20 protein-coding genes, 2 tRNA genes and 1 pseudogene are annotated in these 18,737 nt (G+C 36.6%); 10 read left to right on the top strand and 13 right to left on the bottom strand.

The genetic code is table 11. From position 1 onward, the window contains the following. Positions 1-375 precede the first annotated feature (375 nt). The 4 genes from ACT53H_RS12455 to sxtP all read right to left on the bottom strand — a co-directional run bounded on the left by ACT53H_RS12455 (position 376) and on the right by sxtP (position 3,007). Positions 376-759 carry a hypothetical protein gene (locus ACT53H_RS12455; RefSeq protein ID WP_004789957.1) on the bottom strand — a complete coding sequence of 128 codons (384 nt, stop codon included), beginning with the start codon at positions 757-759 and terminating at the stop codon, positions 376-378. 466 nt (positions 760-1,225) lie between these two features. Further along, positions 1,226-1,301 (bottom strand) — tRNA-Thr (locus tag ACT53H_RS12450). Positions 1,302-1,412: 111 nt separating this feature from the next. After that, complete coding sequence (locus tag ACT53H_RS12445) at positions 1,413-1,739, bottom strand: gamma-glutamylcyclotransferase family protein (RefSeq protein ID WP_476009315.1); 327 nt, start codon at positions 1,737-1,739, stop codon at positions 1,413-1,415. 23 nt (positions 1,740-1,762) lie between these two features. Beyond that, positions 1,763-3,007, bottom strand: coding sequence for a multidrug efflux MFS transporter SxtP (gene sxtP, locus ACT53H_RS12440; protein WP_476009314.1), 1,245 nt, complete (start codon positions 3,005-3,007; stop codon positions 1,763-1,765). Positions 3,008-3,148: 141 nt separating this feature from the next. Here sxtP and sxtR point away from each other — a divergent pair. Then, positions 3,149-4,094: pseudogene (gene sxtR / locus ACT53H_RS12435) on the top strand (multidrug efflux pump transcriptional activator SxtR). Here sxtR and ACT53H_RS12430 read toward each other — a convergent pair. Then, entirely contained in the window at positions 4,068-4,952 is an 885-nt protein-coding gene (locus tag ACT53H_RS12430) for a DMT family transporter (RefSeq protein ID WP_476009313.1), read from the bottom strand. The pseudogene sxtR and the gene ACT53H_RS12430 sit on opposite strands and share 27 nt — an antisense overlap. A 351-nt stretch (positions 4,953-5,303) precedes the next feature. Here ACT53H_RS12430 and ACT53H_RS12425 point away from each other — a divergent pair, with 351 nt between their 5' ends. The 6 genes from ACT53H_RS12425 (at position 5,304) to ACT53H_RS12400 (ending at position 10,644) form a co-directional block, all read left to right on the top strand. Next, positions 5,304-5,984: a hypothetical protein gene (locus tag ACT53H_RS12425; RefSeq protein WP_004789949.1), complete on the top strand. Its 681-nt coding sequence runs from the start codon at positions 5,304-5,306 to the stop codon at positions 5,982-5,984. Positions 5,985-5,999: 15 nt separating this feature from the next. Continuing rightward, on the top strand, positions 6,000-6,890 hold the full coding sequence (locus ACT53H_RS12420) for an FAD-binding oxidoreductase (RefSeq protein WP_476009312.1): 891 nt from the start codon (positions 6,000-6,002) through the stop codon (positions 6,888-6,890). A gap of 14 nt (positions 6,891-6,904) precedes the next feature. After that, a complete protein-coding gene (locus tag ACT53H_RS12415; RefSeq protein WP_476009311.1) occupies positions 6,905-8,116 on the top strand; it encodes an ATP-grasp domain-containing protein in 1,212 nt (403 codons plus the stop codon). Further along, positions 8,113-9,309, top strand: coding sequence for an ATP-grasp domain-containing protein (locus ACT53H_RS12410; RefSeq protein ID WP_476009310.1), 1,197 nt, complete (start codon positions 8,113-8,115; stop codon positions 9,307-9,309). The genes ACT53H_RS12415 and ACT53H_RS12410 overlap by 4 nt, the downstream gene beginning before the upstream one ends. Before the next feature lie 179 nt (positions 9,310-9,488). Then, the gene (locus tag ACT53H_RS12405; protein ID WP_476009309.1) at positions 9,489-10,232 is read left to right on the top strand and encodes a hypothetical protein; all 744 of its coding nucleotides are present in this window, start codon (positions 9,489-9,491) and stop codon (positions 10,230-10,232) included. A gap of 19 nt (positions 10,233-10,251) precedes the next feature. After that, on the top strand, positions 10,252-10,644 hold the full coding sequence (locus ACT53H_RS12400; protein WP_476009308.1) for a hypothetical protein: 393 nt from the start codon (positions 10,252-10,254) through the stop codon (positions 10,642-10,644). Between the two features lie 45 nt (positions 10,645-10,689). On the opposite strand, the gene ACT53H_RS12395 is transcribed toward ACT53H_RS12400, so the two are convergent. Beyond that, positions 10,690-11,691, bottom strand: a complete 1,002-nt coding sequence (locus ACT53H_RS12395) for an aldo/keto reductase (protein ID WP_476009307.1) — start codon at positions 11,689-11,691, stop codon at positions 10,690-10,692. 111 nt (positions 11,692-11,802) lie between these two features. Continuing rightward, positions 11,803-12,705, bottom strand: coding sequence for a helix-turn-helix domain-containing protein (locus ACT53H_RS12390; RefSeq protein WP_443270399.1), 903 nt, complete (start codon positions 12,703-12,705; stop codon positions 11,803-11,805). A 1,128-nt stretch (positions 12,706-13,833) separates the two neighbouring features. Between ACT53H_RS12390 and ACT53H_RS12385 the strand changes: the two genes are divergently transcribed. Further along, positions 13,834-14,382, top strand: a complete 549-nt coding sequence (locus ACT53H_RS12385) for a TetR/AcrR family transcriptional regulator (protein ID WP_476009306.1) — start codon at positions 13,834-13,836, stop codon at positions 14,380-14,382. A 69-nt stretch (positions 14,383-14,451) separates the two neighbouring features. Here the strand turns inward: ACT53H_RS12385 and ACT53H_RS12380 are convergent, their stop codons facing one another. The 3 genes from ACT53H_RS12380 to ACT53H_RS12370 all read right to left on the bottom strand — a co-directional run bounded on the left by ACT53H_RS12380 (position 14,452) and on the right by ACT53H_RS12370 (position 15,724). Beyond that, a complete protein-coding gene (locus ACT53H_RS12380) occupies positions 14,452-14,979 on the bottom strand; it encodes a hypothetical protein (RefSeq protein WP_476009305.1) in 528 nt (175 codons plus the stop codon). 163 nt (positions 14,980-15,142) lie between these two features. After that, positions 15,143-15,361 (bottom strand): DUF6500 family protein, encoded by a 219-nt coding sequence (locus ACT53H_RS12375; RefSeq protein ID WP_005066974.1) that lies wholly within the window; start codon positions 15,359-15,361, stop codon positions 15,143-15,145. Between the two features lie 27 nt (positions 15,362-15,388). After that, entirely contained in the window at positions 15,389-15,724 is a 336-nt protein-coding gene (locus ACT53H_RS12370) for a winged helix-turn-helix transcriptional regulator (RefSeq protein ID WP_016142830.1), read from the bottom strand. Positions 15,725-15,839: 115 nt separating this feature from the next. Between ACT53H_RS12370 and ACT53H_RS12365 the strand changes: the two genes are divergently transcribed. Together ACT53H_RS12365 and ACT53H_RS12360 are read left to right on the top strand one after the other, a co-directional pair. Next, positions 15,840-16,397, top strand: a complete 558-nt coding sequence (locus tag ACT53H_RS12365; RefSeq protein WP_476009304.1) for an NAD(P)H-dependent oxidoreductase — start codon at positions 15,840-15,842, stop codon at positions 16,395-16,397. 151 nt (positions 16,398-16,548) lie between these two features. Beyond that, the gene (locus ACT53H_RS12360; RefSeq protein ID WP_476009303.1) at positions 16,549-16,890 is read left to right on the top strand and encodes a DHCW motif cupin fold protein; all 342 of its coding nucleotides are present in this window, start codon (positions 16,549-16,551) and stop codon (positions 16,888-16,890) included. Positions 16,891-16,937: 47 nt separating this feature from the next. Here the strand turns inward: ACT53H_RS12360 and elbB are convergent, their stop codons facing one another. The 3 genes from elbB to ACT53H_RS12345 all read right to left on the bottom strand — a co-directional run bounded on the left by elbB (position 16,938) and on the right by ACT53H_RS12345 (position 18,728). Further along, entirely contained in the window at positions 16,938-17,600 is a 663-nt protein-coding gene (gene elbB / locus ACT53H_RS12355; protein WP_476009302.1) for an isoprenoid biosynthesis glyoxalase ElbB, read from the bottom strand. 89 nt (positions 17,601-17,689) lie between these two features. After that, a complete protein-coding gene (locus ACT53H_RS12350) occupies positions 17,690-18,502 on the bottom strand; it encodes a helix-turn-helix domain-containing protein (protein WP_476009301.1) in 813 nt (270 codons plus the stop codon). Between the two features lie 136 nt (positions 18,503-18,638). Then, positions 18,639-18,728: transfer RNA gene (locus ACT53H_RS12345), tRNA-Ser, on the bottom strand. Between the last annotated feature and the right edge of the window lie 9 nt (positions 18,729-18,737).

Below are 18,737 nucleotides of genomic sequence, written 5' to 3'. Positions count from 1 at the left end.
AAACATCTCGTTCCTTGTTATTTTTAAATATATTTTAGAAATAAAGTAATAGGTTCATTATAGCGTTTTCTCATTTAATTGATGAACTGAACTTCTTCATAAATTCATATTTTCGTTTTTTATTTTCAGATATAGGCAAATCAATTTTGAATTTAAAAGCACTATGTACGCTTTTTCTTACATACATTCGGGAAATTGGCGTCTTTTTAGAACTCTATAAATTACCTATGATGAAATCATCAGGAACAGGAAGTTCCGAAACGTAAAACAACAATAATAAGTTTAAGCATCAGGACGTGAGGTATTACAGGAAGTGTACCTAGTAACGAAATACGAAAAAAGCCCAACAGGATGTTGGGCTTTTTTCATTTTGTATTAATAAATTTGTTTGCCACCTAATGCTGTGCAATCAACTGGCGTATTCCATTTCACGGCAGTTCCTGTAAGTACTGGACGTACAATACGCCACGGCCAGAAACCAAATCTTTGGCTTTGATGATAATTAATTACTACATCTGCACCGTATTTACGGGCAATGATCGCTAATTTAGGTTTTACTTCTTCAAAACCACCATAGGTTCCTTTCGCGGCTTTAATACGTTTAATAGATTTATAGTGCTCTGCTGAAGGAGTACCCTCAATTAAGCAAATGGGTGGGTTTGCAGTGGTTTGCATTTGAGCTTGAGACGTGGTGTCTTGAGCATATGTTGTTAAAGGCACAGTTAGAAATAAAGCAGGTAAAATAAAACGAAGTTTCATATTTTTCCGTATTGATATCTTAATGAATTAAAGTTTATAAAATAGGTCTTATTCATATGACCTTATTTTGGGGCGCATTATAATCGTATCTTTTTAATATTTCTTATTTTAATTATATATTTTTTAATAAATTAGCAGCATTCTATTTCACTTGTTAAAAGAATAAATTCGTTTTAGAAAATTATTTTTAAGCTTAGATTTATAATAAGTATTTATCAAATTAAAAAAACATAGTTTTAGACAAGAGCTTTTTATCGAAAAAATATTCTTAATATGTTTTGCTATAAAACTATACCCGCAGCAAAAGAAATAGTTATTGAATTAGAGAAATATGAAAAATAATTTGAGGGGTGTGGATCAATAGGTCTGCACTCAATTTTTTGATAATAATTATAAATCTGTAAGTATTTCAAAACCTACAGGCAACAAAAAACCCCATAAATCAAATATTCATGAGGTTTAATGATGGTGCCGACACACGGATTCGAACTGTGGACCTACTGATTACAAGTCAGTTGCTCTACCAACTGAGCTATGTCGGCGACGTGGAATGAATTTTACAGTTTCTTAAAAAAAATACAAGCCAAAAAATGACCACTTAAATTTTTTCTATCAATTTTTAAATCTTTATGTGCTTGGACTTTAGAAATAGCTTAAGACTTCAACACATAAATAAAAGAATCACCACGTTCGCCACTATTTAAAGTGACTTGAACAGGTACTCTTTCGTATTCTTCGCCTTCAAAGTCATCCAGTAATTTCCAGTTTGCATCTAAATGTTCTGAGCTAAAAACAAAACCTTGAACTTGATTGGTAGTTTCACCAAGCACAATTCCGGGATAGCCTAAATCTGCTCCCCAACCTTCATTATGCAGGGTTCCGGTTACCCAACCTTCTGCCCATTGTCCGCCAATATTTTCAAGTATATGTGCATTAGGACGGCCTGGGCCTAAAGTGCCATAAACAAATAAACTCGACATGTGATTTTCCTTTAACTTAAAAATTAATGAGCTTTTGCGTGTGATGTATAAACGACTAAAAATATTCCAAGTAACGACAGTACAACGGTTAAGCCTACAATCGCACTCCATCCACCGCGTAACCAGAACCAGCCACCTGCTGAGCCAACAATACTCGAACCCATGTAGTAAAACAGCAAGTACAGGGAGCTGGCGTGGGCTTTGGCTTGTTTGCTTTCAGCACCTACTGAACTACTGGTGAGTGAGTGGGTAATAAAAAAGCCCGTGGTAATAAAGGCGATGCCAATAATAATGCCGAAAAGAGAGCTGAGTAATGTCATGAGGCTACCCACAATCATTAAGGCAAAGCCGCTCATCATCATGGTTTTTTTACCGAAGCGATCGGCTAGCGTTCCTGCCAACGATGAAGACACCATGCCAAAGCTATACGACAAGAAAATAAGGCTAATTTGAGTTTGACTTAGTGAATAGGGCGCTCCGCTTAAACGGAAAGTGGCGTAGTTAAATAGAGTGACAAAGACACTCGTGAGCAAGAAACCAATGGCAAATAGGCGAAGTAACTTTAAATTACTTAAGTGAGTACGCCACATTTGCATGTGAAAATTTAAATTCAAACCTTTTTTCTGTACAAAATTACGCGAAGCAGGAAGTAAATTCAAAAAAGCAATTGAGCAAATAAAACAGATTGCACCAAGTAAGCCTAAAGCAGTGCGCCAAGAAAAATATTCAATCAAAATACCCATGCCGACGCGGCCCATCATTCCACCAAAAGCCGTACCTGCAATATACAAACCCATGGTTTTACCCAAGTGTTCAGGTGCGATTTCTTCTGCAATCCAAGCCATCGTCACTGCGGGTACACCACCAAGTAATAGACCTTCTAATGCTCGTGCTATGAGCAAACTGTGCCAGTTAGGTGTAAACATAGCCACAATATTAAGAATAGCTGCGCACAGCATTGAGCTGAAGATAACACCACGACGACCAATTGCCTGAGAAAAAGCGCTCGATAGCACAATCGAAATGGCTAAAAAAGCAGTCGTTAATGACAAAGCTAAAGAGCTGCTAGCAGGGCTAATTTGGAAGCTTTGGCTGAATGCTGGCAGAAGTGGCTGTACACAATAAATCAGAGAGAAACTGGCAAAACCTACGAGGAATAAAGCAAATCCTGCATGTTTGTAGGCTTTAGTCCCTTTGTGAATCCATTCGCGGGAAAGAAGAGAATTTGCCTCAGTGCTTAAGGTACTGGGTGTAGATGAAGAGCTCATATCATGACCATGACAGAAAGAAATAGCAGTGCTTCGAGGGGCATGCTGCATCGAGAGAATTCGATAAATTAAAATTAGCAATTTAGGTGGTATTTTTCTAATATATTTAACAATAGATCATGATATGTTTTATATATAGCGATGGAACTCAGACATATACGCTACTTTTTAGCAGTAGCAGAAGAAAAAAACTTTACCAGAGCTGCGCATCGTTTAAACATGAGTCAGCCGCCTTTAAGCATGCAAATACGGGACTTAGAGGAAGAGCTAGGTGCAGATTTATTTATCCGTTCTCCGCATGGAGTTGAGTTGACCGAAGCTGGGCTTGCCTTTTTAAATGCGATTCAGCCTGTACAACAACGTGTAGAAGATGCAGCGAACTTGGTTAAGCAGGTAGCAAATGGAGAAGTAGGCCAATTACGATTGGGTTTTACAGGTACTTCAATGTTGAACCCTCTCATTCCTAAATGCGTTCGTTATTTCCAGCAGCAATATCCGAAAGTGAATTTAAAACTTGAAGAAGCGAACACCTTGCTGCTTATCGATTTATTACTCGAAGACCGCTTAGATGTCGCGATTATTCGTTCGCCTCGCAATATTCCAGATAGTTTAATTATTCAAGAATTATTAGCAGAGCCACTCATTGCTGCTTTGCCTTCGGAGTCTTTTAATCTAGACGATTCATCACCAGAAATTGATTTAACTACGCTCCGAGAGCTTGATTTTATTGTCTCGCCACCTTCAATTAGCGCAGGGCTTTTCGATGCGATTAAACAAGCCTGCCATGAGCGTGGCTTTGAACCCAAAATTGGACAAAATGCACCGCAAATTGTGTCGATTTTATCGTTAGTATCTGCAAATTTAGGCGTGTCTTTGGTTCCTGAGTCGACTAAACAATTGCAAATACAGGGTGTGGCTTATCGTTGTTTGAAAGCACCTGTACCTACGGTGGGTTTGGGGCTTGCTTATAAAAAATATGCCCCTTCACAAATGGCAATTAATTTTGCCAGCGTGGTGCAAGTGGCTTGTCACCATGCGGGTGAATATCAATGAAATTGGTTTACTCTTTAGGCGCTTTATTCATTAAAAAGATACCTGAAATAATGAAAATTGCGCCATATAAAAACGATAAAGTCGGTTGTTCATGAATGAAAACCCAAGCCATTAATGCTGCAAAAATGGGTTCGGAAAGTTCTGTCACTTGTACTTTTGCTGCGGGTAAATATGTTAATGCTTTGGTTGTGCAATAAAATCCAAGAATGGTCGGCAGAACTGCCAAGCCAATTAAACCCAAAATAATATTGGAATTAAAACTAATACTATGAAAATTAATTAAAAAGGGAACAGCAAGATAAACACTACCAAAAAGTAATAAATACTTCGTTAGGAATAAACCACCATTTAATCTGAATTTTTTAATTAATACTGAAAATAGACCATAGCCAGTGCCTGCAATAGAGGCATTGATCAGCATTAATAAACTATTTTCACCTTTCCATGAAATTAAACTAATACCCGCTACAGCTAATAATGTTCCCGCAATAGAATGAATATAAATACTTTCTTTTAAAACTAATCTACCAAAAAATAAAGCTGAAATAGCGGCTGAAGCCATAAGTACCACAACTACATTGGCCGCAGCACCATGGTTGTAGGCAATGGTTTCGAAAAAGAATAGTGAAAAAATCCCTAAAAAAGCACATATCGCAATTTGGACAAAGACACTCAGTTTGCTTGGAGTATTGCTAATAAAAGCAATTTTTTGGCTAACAGGAACTTTAAATAAAAACACACTTAAAAAGAAGAACGCGATGACTGTTTTTAAAAAAGCAATGTCTTGTGGGCTTAAGCCACTGTGCATAAGCAGTTTACTGATCACACCAATAGAGGCATTGAGTGCAGCAGCACAGAGCGCAAATAGAGTCCCAATAATCAGATTATTCACTTTTCTAATACTTCCATATATTTAGCCATAAGGAGTCTACATTATTTTTCGCAATATAGCCCTGTCAAACTCCTTCTTTTCCATGAAGTATAAATTATTTAAATTTTGTTGGTGATGGATATTAATTTGAATTAACCCAATTATTAAAAATTATTTGTTGTTTGATTGTTAATTAAATTATTGTATTTAATTTTAATTAGAAATTCTTAAAAATAATATTTTGTTGACATTTTTAAAAATATATTTAAACATAATATTTGATTGTTTTAAGTTTAATTAATAACAGTCTTAATTCTAGCTAAATAAATATTTAATGCTTAGATAATAATTTAAATATAATGGAGATAATTCGTGTTTTTTTCACAGGAAAGTTTGAAAAAATTAGAAAGTGCGGTTGATCATGCTATGCATAGCGAGTTTAAAAAAGATGAGATTATGCATAAATTTCATAATGAAGACTGGTTCGATGAAAATTATTATAAACGTCATATTTTAGAGTGTGTTATTCGCATTCATATGAATAATGAGTTAGATGCAAATGCAGTGCGAGTTGCAGCAATCAATAATATCTCTGCCGCAAAACAGCTTTCATATTATTTATATGATGAATTTGGTCACGATGAAATGTTCGGTCAGGATTTGACTAAATATGGCTATTCTTCAGATCAGATCGTTTCAAAAAATGCATTTCCTGAAACATGGAAACTGATGGGGTATTTAAACTTTTGTGTAGAGAAATTTGGGGCATTACCAGCAGTCGTTTGGGACTGGTTCCTCGAATATTATGGCGACAAATTTAATAATTTTATTACCCAAAAAGCGGGTGTTCATATGGGGAATCAGGCTGTATCTGGTGCAGCTTCGCATGTTGCATTTGATGAAGCTGAAGACCATAGCGGCATGATGACAGAGATGCTTTCTTCTGTAATTAAGACACAAGAAGACTTTGATCTAGCAATCAAGCATATCAATAGCTTTGTTCCAATGGTGGGTGAGTATTTTCAGGCTGTACGTGCTGAAACACTTTCATAGCAATGGAATTAGAATATGCCAATGGTAAATATCCGCATTCAAGAGCATATTTACATTGCTGATTCTGAACAGCCTCTCATCGATGCGGTGCCAGATAGCGCCGTGATGAAAGGCTGTTTAAAAGGTGTGTGCCGGGTTTGTCGATGTAAGCTAAAAGGTGGAGTCGTATACGAATCGGGAAATCAGGTTGCCGTAGGACAAGAGTTCTTACCTTGTATTAGCTATGCTCAGAGCGATGTCGAAATCGCGCCATTGGTTAATAATTTTAGTGTGGCTCAACTTGTCAGTAGAAGTTTTCTTGCTGAAAATATTGTTGAGCTCACATTTAAAATTAAAAGGACGTTCTTTAGCTCTAAAGCAATTGTGAATATCAAACACCCATCAGAGCCTTTAATTCGAAGTTACTCTGTAGTTTCACTGGGTGTAAAAAATTATGATTTTTTTGTTTTGCACATAAAATTAAGACCAAATGGAATATTTTCTAACTTATTTGAAAAGCTAGCGATTGGTGATCAATTAGAATACAACCTAAATAATCATATAGAACCTGAATACGAGAAAGATATTTCTACGCTCAATATTGTAAGCGGTGGAAGCGGCATGGGAGCTGCACTTACTCGTGGATTAGATCTCATCCGAAAAAATCCTATTTCTAAAGTAAATATCTATGCGATTAATCGGTCAGTTTTAAGTGATTATCATCAACATTGCTTCAATGTTTTTCGAGAACAAGTTGACGCTGAGGTCAATATTATAAATATCCCGTTTTGTACGTGGACGAATAATGGATTTGATTTTTCAAATTATTTGGACTCTCACGAGTTAACAGTGGGTGTTGGTTCTACCCCAATAATTAATAAAATTTTAAATCAGCCTCTGTGTGAGTTAGAAAGTTTTGGTCCCTAACGGAGACTGTAACAATGACAGTAGTAGTTATAGAACCTATTTCTTCAGGCGTCACTTATTTAAATGCCGCTCAAGAATTAGGGATAGATTTATATGTTTTTTCTACTGATGAAGGAGAGTGCAGCATTGATGGAACAATGCGCCAAAAAGCAAAAGAAATAATAAAAATAGATACCAGTGATTTTCATAGTCAACTCTCTAAAATTGTTGAGTTAAAGACCATAAAAGCCATATTACCCGGTGTTGAATATGCAGTTCCTATGGCAGCACAACTCGGTAACTCATTTGCCAAAAACTCTCTTGAATATATGGCAGCTCAAACAGTTCGAAATAAATTTAAATTTCGTGACAAGCTAACTAAGTCGGGTTTAAGCGATATTAAATATGCCTTGATTTCACCGGGCAAAGAAATTGACTTACCTCTAGGTTTTAAGTTTCCTGCTGTCGTGAAGCCAGTTGATATGGCGGGCAGTATGTCTGTTAAAAAAGTTGCAGATTTTGAGGAACTTTTAACAACAGTTGAAGCGATCTGGAAAGCTAAGCCCAACGATATTGGTTTCTATGCCAGTGGTGATTTAATTGTTGAAGAATACATTGTAGGTAAAGAATACAGTGTTGAAGGAATTATCCATACAGATGGAAAAATAACCTTTGCTTCGCTAACAGAAAAACTATTAGGGCCAGAACCTTACTTTGTCGAAATTGGACATATTGTGGGTAATCAATATGACAGTCAATTTTCTGCACATGTTTTTGACTATGCCGAAAAAGTAATTCGAACCTTAGCGTTAAATATAGGGCCTTTTCACTTAGAACTGCGAGTTACACCTCAAGGAAAAGCAGTCGCAATTGAGTTAGCAGCACGTTTACCGGGCGACAATATTGTTGAGTTAATTAAACTGGCGACTAATTTTGACCTTGCTCAAGCGGTACTGAGCGAATACTTAGACCTACCATATTCACCTTCAATAGAAAAAAATCTGGTTTCTGCAATTGCCTTTATGCCCCAAGGTAATCACCGTCGGTTCAAAGGTTTTAGTGGTTTAGATCAACTGTTAAAAGCACCTGAATGTGTACATCATCACTTCTACTATGAAACAAACGATGAACTGGCGTGTAACCATGATTGGACCTCACGATTAGGCTACTTCATTTTCCGTTCTGAAAGTGAAGATAAGATTCGTAGTTTAGTCAAACATATACATGAGCAGGTGAAAGTCATATGAAACATGTATTAATCATCAATAGATATGACGATGAACTGTCTGATTATAATAAATATATAGATCACAATGCCGTACATGTGTCTTATATTTCCTTAACAGAAACGATGCGTTATATCACTTCTTCAAACTGTTACTGCATAGCTGGGTTAGAGCAGTTAAATGAAGAAGAGGTTCTCGATCAGGCTAAAAAAATCTATAAGAAAAAACCTATAGATTACGTTATTGCCATCTCAGAATATGACCTCGACGCTGCTGCTCGCATTCGAACTGAATTGAATATTGTGGGTGCAACTGTCGAAGACAATTTGTTGTGCCGTAACAAGAAAAAAATGAAAGATGCTTTAGCTCACTCGACTGTGCGTTACCCTAAATATTCGGAAGTGTCTTCATACCAAGATATTGAAAACTTTTTGCTGGAAATTGGCTCAGCGATTATTTTAAAACCTCAGGTAGGCGCGGCTTCTGAAGGGGTAATTAAAATTAGTGAGTTGGCCGATATTCCTCGTTTATCTTCATATGCGGGCTATGAAGTAGAAGAATTTGTTGAAGGGGATATCTATCATGTCGATGCGATTATTTCAGACAATCAAATGCCTTACTTTAAAGTCTCAAAATATATTAATACCTGTTTAGACTTTAGAAATGGTGCGCCATTAGGCTCTGTAACGATTGATAATTCTGAATTTATTCAAAAAGTAGAACGTTTTACTTTAGACGTATGTAAATTCTTAAAATTAAAAGATCAAGCGATTCATCTTGAATTTATTGAATCTAAGGGCGAGTTGGTCTTTTTAGAAGTAGGTGGGCGAGTCGGGGGCGGAGAAATTCCATTCATCACATTACGCAACGAGTCAGTCGACTTATATGAAATGTGGATTAAGGCGTCCATGAAGCTTCCATTAGAATCAGTGAATACGAAAATCACTGGTTTTCTGATGATGCCTAACCCATATAGTTCAGGCTTTTTATTTAATGGGGTTAAAGAATTAGATCATGAAACCATTACCTATCAATTAATTCAGGAAAGTGGCGGCCATAACAATTTTAGTTATGAAAATATTCCTGCAAAAGTTCATTTCATGGGAGATAGCCAAATACAGGTGGAAGATGCGATTAAAAATAGTATGAAAATTTTGCAAAGTGCAATTTGTCAAAATCATCATTCTAACTTGAATCTAAGTGAGTCTTCTTAGTTGAGCTTTGGCTAAATTCTAAAAATCCAAAGGCTTGGACTTAAAATGTTCAAGCCTTTTTATATGGCATGATGAAAGCTAAGTTAACCAGCATTGTAATGGACTTTTGTTTCAGAGAATTGTGATTTAGAAAACTTACTCATATTATATAATTAGTTAATTATTAAAGAATTTTAAAAATGATTAAATCTATTATTTCAGGTTGTGCGGTTCTCACACTTTCGGCTTTAGCGGTTACACATGCAGAATTTTCTTTTGAACAAGAGCTACAACAAAGCTGTAATAAAGTGAAGCAATACGCGAGTTTAGGTAAGAAAAACTACGACCAAAAACAATATAAAAAAGCGCTAGAAAATTTCCAAAACCAAGCCTCTTGGACTGCATTTTGTAAAGCAAATGAAGATGAAACCACAGTTAAATTTACCGACCGAGATATTGACGTTGCCAACAATAACGTGGGCTTAGCCTATGCTAAATTGGGTCAACCACTTTGGGCAAGATCGTGGTTTATGCTTGATGAAAAATCAAAATCGAGCCAATTTAACCTTAAACAGTTACCTACACCTAAAACATCAAATGATTTGTCTGGTGAATATGTTCGTTACTCGGGTTTTGGGGAGTGGGATCACATCACGGTAAGTCGTAAGCAGGGCCAATATGCAATCAGCTATGCTGGTTTATATATGGGACTTAGAAGCTTAATTTACGGCCCGAACATGGGTGAGTTTGACACCAAAATGCCGACCAATGCCAAGCAAACCGTTTATAAAGACGAAGACTGCCGTATTCAACTCGATTTTAAATCTAATGCGAAATTAGGAAATTATATTCAGGTCAAACAAAACGAGGGTAACTCGGGTTGTGGCTTTGGACATAACGTATATGCAGATGGAACTTATTTAAAAGTTGAATCTGGAAAATAAAAACGATAGGAACACAATAATGAAAAATATGATTACACGGTTGCTACTCATTTCTACGATTGCGATTTCTGCTCAGGTTTATGCAGAACCAACCAGCACATGCAAAGAAGTGAAATTTCAGCAAGCTGACCAAGCTTGGAGTGGACATTATTATTTAAATGGCGTGATGGAAGTTGGTTCAGAACTTTTACTTCAGCCAGACGGTAAGTTTAAATGGATGCTTGCTGTGGGTGCTTTAGACCAATATGCCGAAGGTACATGGTGGAAAAATGGAGATTGTATTGGTTTAAAACCAGAGGCTAAATTTAAAAAGGATTTAAGTATTTTCCCTGAAAGCCTAACGATTTCTGACAAGTCCTTAGACGCGATTTGGGACGGTGGACGCCAGCAAGGCACTTATAGCAAAGACTAAATAAAAAAGTCCGACACTGAGTCGGACTTTTTTATGGCTTATATTTTAGTGGTTGACCGCAGCAAGTTGCTGAGCGTTATAGCGTGCGCCCATGTTTGGATATCTTGCAATAATCGCTTCAATTTCTGCTAAATCTGCCGCTGTTAAATGAAGGTCAACAGCACCTGCATTTTCCACAAGACGTTCGATTTTACGCGTACCCGGAATTGGAATAATGTCGTCACCTTGCGCCAAAATCCAAGCCAAAGCCAGTTGAGCCGCTGTTGCATTTTTGCTTTGGGCAAAGTCACTAAATGCTTGCGCCAAGCTTTGGTTATTTTTCCAGTTGTCGCCTTGATAGCGTGGTAACTGACGACGGAAATCACTTTCGTCTAGGCTGCCCACATCAAGTGTATTGGTGATTAAACCACGCGAAAGCGGTGAATACGGCACAAGGCTAATACCTAACTCGCGAATGGTTTGAAAGTGAGTATCTTCCAGTTCACGAGTAAGCAATGAATATTCATGTTGAACCGCTGCAATCGGGTGAATCGCATGCGCTTTACGAATAGTTTCAGCCGATGCTTCACTGAGTCCTAAATAACGAACTTTACCTTGTTTCACCAAGTCAGCCATTGCGCCAATAGTGTCTTCAACTGGAATGTTCGGGTCAATGCGGTGCGCATAATACAAATCAATCACGTCTGTATTTAAGCGTTTTAAACTGTTTTCGACCGCAACCTTAATCCACTCTGGAGAACCGTCAATATAAGACTCTAACGAGTTTTGTGGGTTGAGGTTATCTTCTTTATAGCGAAAGCCAAATTTAGTCGCCAAGAATACTTTGTCACGATGCTTTTCTAAAACTTTTGAGAGCAAAACTTCGTTTGCGCCGTTGCCGTACATGTCGGCGGTGTCCCAAAAGTTAATACCGAGGTCTAAGGCTTTTTCTAGAGTGGCAATGCTTTGTGTGTCGTCTGAGGCACCATAGGCAAAGCTCATTCCCATGCAACCTAAACCCAGTGCTGATACTTTTTCGCCTGTTTGTCCTAAAGTTCTATATTTCATTTTTCACACTCTTTTTGCAAAATCACTTGAGTAGAAAAACTATAAAATGCTTTGGCCTAATTTGGCGTATAACATTCAAACCAATAATTATAAAATTCAAACAATCTGTTTTTAGGCTACACAGTCTTCGCGGAATTTTTTAGGCGAAAAGCCCGTATTTTTCTTAAAGAAGTTGGTGAAATACGCTGAATATTCAAAGCCTAAGCTATAGGCAATTTCGGAAATATTCCAACTGGTGTGTTGTAGCAGCGCTTTGGCTTCTTGCGTAATGCGTGAGCTAATATGCTCGGATGTGGTTTTGCCTGTCGCTTCTTTTACAGCGCGGTTTAAATGGTTCACATGCACCGACAGACCATATGCATAGTCATTTGCAGTTTTGAGTTTAAGCTGAAAATGGGGCGAGTCAATTGGGAACTGGCGTTCTAATAATTCAAAGAACAAATGGCAAATCCGAACCGCAGCATTGCTATGTTTTTCAAACTGTTGGGTTGGTTGCATTTTCATGGCTTCGTGCACAATCAGGTGCAAATAGTTTCTTAAAACGTTGTGTTTATGAATATAGTCAGAATTTATTTCAGTCATCATCTTTTTGAAAATAAATGAAATTTCTTCAACCTGTTGATCGTTTAAAAAATATAGCGGGTCGCCGTCGACTTTAAATAGCGGTGAGTCTTTTAAAAAGCTTTGTCTAGATTCTTGGTTTACAAACTCTTCGGTAAATAGGCAAAACCAACCTGCCTGTTCAGGCGAATTAATTTCCCAAGCGTAGGGCACCATTGGGTTTGAAAACAGTAAAGCAGGGCGGTCTACTTTTATCCAGCGGTTAGCGTAGTGAAGGTCACCTGTGCCTAAAACCAGTGAAATTTTATAATAATCGCGGCGGCTATAAGGCGTTAGAAACGAGCAGGCATCGCGTTGGAACACGTTGAAATGCCCAAACGAAGTCGATGGAACCGAGTAATCGCTATCTCTGGTTAAAGAAAAGCGGCGATAAAAATCATGTATGGTTTCCATGTCTTTGCCTGCGTGCGTTATCAATTTATTTAAAGTTATAAAATTCAAACTTTATTTACTGTAGCTTTTATTTATAGCGCGATCAATCGGTTCATTTAAACAGGTTTGAAAATGAATGATAAATTAATAATGGGAAAATGAGCCAATAGAAATAAAAATATTTTATAAATTAACAATATATGTTTATTGACACTTAAAATCTTGAGAATTATTCTTTGCCTGCAAACCACTTTAGGGTAGAGCGATAAGGGGACACTTTCGGGTGTGCTGGTACTGTGCCCAGTCTGCTAACCCTTTATCGATCTGCCACCATTCTACGGTAGAACGATAAGGGAACACCTTCAGGTGTGCTGGTTGCTTTTGTACCAGTCTGCTAATCCCTTTTCGTTTTGCCACCATTCTATGGTAGAGCGATAAGAGGACACCTTCGGGTGTGCTGGTTGTGTGTGTCCAGTCTGCTAACCTCTTTTCGTTCTGCCACCATTTTTATTATTATCATGACATCGTTAAATTTAAGTTGAAGGTCTTTTTAGCTTAAATATCTAATTGAATAAACAACAATAATTATTTAACCAATTTCTATTCAACCTTACATTGACACTCAAAAATGTGCGGATTATCCTTTGCGTGCTGGCCTACATTGCCAGTTAGCTTTTGACAGAGCTGGAACAAAAGGCGCACAACAATGCTGTTTTGGTTTTTGTGCGTTCTCTTAAGTCACGCCTTTATGGTGAGGCTAGGAGGGGCACGCTTGCGTGCGCTGGTTTCCTTTTGTACCAGTCTGTCAACCCTTCTAGTCTTGCCACCATTATTTGACAGTAATTGGTAAGACTCTTCTAAATCAAAAGGAGTCCGCCGTTATGCGTACTATTTCATTTCTCTCATTGGCAGTCCTTGCCAAAGTCTTTACGTCTATACCCAACTGGTCTTTAAAACGGTTTAACCGACTTTAGGTTTTAAGCCATAGGTCATTACGACTAAAAAATCATAGCAACAATAAAACCCGAGATAGGCGAGCACACCATTTTTGTGCGGCTTTTGCATGCCTGTTTTTAGCGCTCAATTTAAGAGTGACGGCATTTCTATCTCTTTTACATACAACAAAAAATTATTTTAAACGGTATAAAAATGCCAAATTTAGAAGCATCATTTAGAGCATTACGCGTGCTCCACGCAGCAAAAGATTTATTTAATCAAAATGGGTTTCATGTCGGGATAGATCGAATCGTTGAGGAAGCCAAAATCCCCAAAGCCACTTTTTATAACTATTTTCACTCCAAAGAAAGGCTCATTCAGATGAGCTTAACTTTTCAAACAGATGCATTAAAACATGAGGTGTTTTCAATTATTCACTCTTACAGTGAACTTATGGCCTTCGATAAACTCAAGAAAATTTACTTTTTACATGCAAACTTAGAGGGCTTTTATCGGCTGCCATTTAAAGCGATTTTTGAAATTGAAAAGCTTTATCCAACGGCCTATAAAATCGTGATTGACTACCGAAACTGGTTCATTAAAGAAATTCATAAACTGCTTTTAACTGTAAAAGCGACTGCTACAGTTGAAGATGCACACATGTTTTTATTTGTGATTGATGGCGCGATGGTTCAGCTTTTAGGAACTAGTAACACGGATGAAAGGGATACATTACTCGACTATTTTTTAAGTCGGGTTTGATGGAGGGAAGGCCCGACGTGAGTTGGGCTTTTTTAGTAAAAGATTCATCTGAAAATTGAAATTAAATGATTATTGAATGGAAAGCTTATCCATTGTTCTACATGGACGTATTAAGAAATCAGTCATCCCTTTATTCTTTAAGATTTCTTGGCGAGTATATGGATATATTTTTACGTTAAAGCCTATATCCTTACCTTTTAGAGGGCATAGTACATAAATTTTATTTGGCTCAGTATTAAACTGAGGTAATTTAAAGGTTATCTCTTCTATTTTAAGGAGATTTATATTTGGTATATAACCTTTAATAATTAATATAGAAGTAGTGATATTTTGTTCTCCTGGTAATACTTGAAGCATATATTTGCTACCAAAGGTTGGTACTCTTTCAGCTACTTTTATATTGTTTATTTCAGTAATCTCGGTTTGTCCTACTTTTTTATATGTTTGTGCTGTTTCCATCCAATCTATATAAATTAGTGAAAAATCAGATTCATTTTTATTTTCATTTCCTGAATACATCTTAGTTGGTCTAAATTGAGGCTTAAAACCACACCCACAAAGTAAAACTATTAAAAATATATAGGTTGAAAATTTCATATTTATTAATATCATAAAGTTAATATTTTATAGTTTATCAGAGATAATTGAATTATTTTATATTTAAGTTATTAATTCAGATATTCTATTTTTTATCAAAACTAAGATGATTTATAAGAAATCAAAGACTATCCTCTTTCTGAATAGTCTTTCTCTCTAACTTTTACTGCTCACTCAAAACCAATTGTTTAATCTTCACAGCTTTCTCAAAGTGATCTAGCTTATGCTCCATAATCCACCAATGCGCTGCTTCCATCAGTAACTCAGGGTTATCATTCTTATTTTTAAAAAAAGCATAAAAAGATAGACCGACATTGTCTCCCTTTTTTTCAATTTTATCGTCGCATCCCTTAATAAAAATTTCTCTTAATTCATTTCTCATATTTAGTATCACTTCAAGTCTATAAAACTAAGACGGCTTATTGCGCTCGCCCCATTCGCACATCATATCTAACAACGGAATTAAAGACTGTCCTCTTTCAGAAAGGCGATACTCAACTTTAGGTGGAATTTGAGGATATTCCTTACGAATAATCAGTCCATCTCTTTCCAATTCTTTAAGCGTATTGCTGAGTGTTCTAAACGAAATATTGCCAATGCAGCGTTGCATCTCGTTAAAACGCATGACGGTTTTTCCATACAGCCAATACATAATAATCATTTTATATTTGCCATTAATCAAAGAAAGGGTGTACCCAAAACCCGTATCTTCTAATGGGGTATATGACGGAAGGCAGTCGTCCATTTTTAAAATCCACACTATCTTTTAGTATAGTATATAACACAAATTACCGTACTTATATTTAGGAAAGCACACTTCTATAATCGATTTATCTACTTTTCGATAGAGTGTTTTCATAATGAAAAAGACATTAGTCATCGTTACGCACCCTCACATAGACCAGTCTATTGTAAATAAAAGATGGGTTGAGGAACTAGAAAAATACCCAGACCAATTTACGGTTCACCAAATTTATGAAGCCTACCCAGACGGGGTGATTGATATTGCCAAAGAGCAAGCACTGGTTGAAGAACACGAAAATTTAGTATTTCAATTTCCAGTGTATTGGTTTAACTGCCCGCCGCTTTTGAAACAATGGCTTGATGAAGTTTTAACGTATGGTTGGGCCTATGGTTCAACTGGCGATAAGCTTAAAAATAAAAAGTTTATGTTGGCGGTGTCTGCGGGTGCTCAAGAAAAGGTTTATTCAGAAAGTGGCGAATATCAAATTTCTTTAGACAAGATTTTTATTCCATTTGAATTAACCGCTCTTTATGTTGGGGCAGTCTATCAACCACTTCATGCATTTTATGGTTTAGACACCAACCCTTCAGAAGATGACGATGTTCCGACGCATCAAGACATCGAAAATAATGCGATTGAGTACGTTCAGAAGTTATTAGCGTTGTCTGAGTAAGTTTTAAGGTAGGAAGGCCTGAATGTGAGGTTTGGGTCTTTAAAGAATGGATAAAAATTTTGATATCTTTTTGATTTCTGAATAAATCATTTGCAAAAGATAGATTTGTCTATAAGTTGAAAATACAACCACACATTCTATGGAATAAAAAATGAATATCGCGCCTTTTCCATTTCAAATTACAAACTGGGAAGAAATAGAAGTCACTGAATATAGTGGTGAAACAGGAAAAGCTTATTGGAAAACTCAATTTTTTGGTGAAGAAGGAAATAAAATTAGAGTAAGACTTGTCGAGTACTCAGCAAACTATTTAGCTGACCATTGGTGCGAAAAAGGGCATATATTATTTTGCCTAGAAGGCGAGCTAGAAAGTAGATTGAAGGATGGTCGAATATTTACTTTAACTTCAGGCATGAGTTATCAAGTAGGGGACAGTTCAGAGCCACATCAGTCTTTTAGTTTGAATGGTGCGAAGTTACTTATCGTTGATTAGATTCAAAAAAATAGAGGGATAGCAATCTCTATCCCTCATAAAACATTTTAGTTTGCCAAAATTGTCATGGCAGTAACTAAACTTGTAATTCCTAAAAAGACATCTTTTAAACCAGCTCGGTCATCCATATAGGCAGGCGTAGTAACAAATAAGTTTTGTTTATCGACTACGCAGCTTGAGGTTTGACAAATATGGTGAATTGAACCAGTTTTTTCAATTTCTTTAGCAGTGTTAATGTCAGAACCCAAAGTGATATTTGGGCGTAAATCTCCAAAAGTAAGTGCTAATAGTGCAGGGGATATGCATATTGCCCCGATCGGCTTCTTATTTTGATGAAACGCTTTTAGAATTGAGATAACTGTAGAATGTACTCTTGCTTCTGCTCCTTTAAAGGCAAAAGTTGATAAATTTTTTGCGACTCCGAATCCACCCGGAAGAAGAAGACCATCAAATTCATTTTCATTAAGTTGATCGAGTGAGGAAATTTCACCTCGGGCAATTCGTCCTGCTTCTTGTAAAGTATTTCTCCGCTCAGTCATGTTTATTTCGCCACTCACGTGGTCGATGACATGAAACAAAGGCTCATCAGGTGCAAAAATTTGATATTCAATATTGGCTGTATCTAAAGCTAATAGTGTTAAAACAGATTCTCTAATTTCAGAACCATCCAAATAACCACAACCCGATAAAATGACTGCTACTTTTTTCATCTGCTTTCTTAAGTACCTTTTTTGATGTGTAAAAGATATTAAGTTTTCTTCTGAAAATTCTTTATACGCAGATTTGCCATAATTTCGCCTTAAGTAAGCATTTTAGTTTTGCGTAGCGCGCGTGGAGTAATACCAAATAAATTTTTAAACTGTTCTGTAAATCTTGATTGAGATTGATAGCCACATTCAAATGCAATATTGCCAATACTAGTGTTGGTGGTTTGAATTAAGTGTAATCCATGCCCCAGCCTTACTCTATTACGAATATCTTGAATGCCATTTCCCTCACTTTTTAGCTTTCTTCTTAAAGTCGATGAACTCATAAAAAGTTGGGATGCGATAAATTCGGCTGTGAGTTCTGTAGATAAGTGATCAGAAATTAATGCCTGAACTTTTTCACTCACACTTGTGGTCATATTCAAACTAGAGATGTCGGTGTAACCAGAATGATAAATAAGTTCTAAAAGTTCTCTTCTTCTAAATTTAAAAACAGAAGACGGGGCAATGAGAGAAAAATCTATAAATTGAGAAAGTGCGTTTTCTAGTAAGGTGTTGAGTTGGCCTTGTACAAATTTTTTAGAAGTTCCTGAAGTATTTGGGAGGTCTTTAAAGTCATCAAAATCGAATTCGATGAGGAGCGCAAAATATTCTTCTTGATTTGGAATGTTGCGCATATCAATGCTGGCGCTATTCGATAAAAATATAAAAGAACCCGCTTCACATACAATATTTTCAGTTCTCCCTAACTCTTTAACGCCACTTAAAATAGCGATGAGTAACGGTCTCGTAATTGGAACATTTCTAATTTTTTGTTCTTTATAGGCTGAATAAATTGAAAAAGGTAAGTTTAAATTGTTATCTAAGTTAATTGCTTTTTTAGATAAAGAAGTGAGATTTTTCATTGAGTTAAAATGTTTGATTTAATCTATGGTTTAAATAAGATCAGAAAATTATTGGTCTTTTCGAGAAGGTTTTTTAATATTTGGCTAATAAAAAAGCCTAAACCCATTAGGTTTAAGCCTCTTTAAATTTCAATTCTGGCGGTGAGAGAGGGATTCGAACCCTCGATACGCGCAAACGTATACACACTTTCCAGGCGTGCTCCTTAAGCCACTCGGACACCTCACCAAGGCGTGC

This window comes from Acinetobacter sp. DMC2, assembly GCF_056314305.1.
This window is presented reverse-complemented; position numbering and strand designations above follow the sequence as displayed.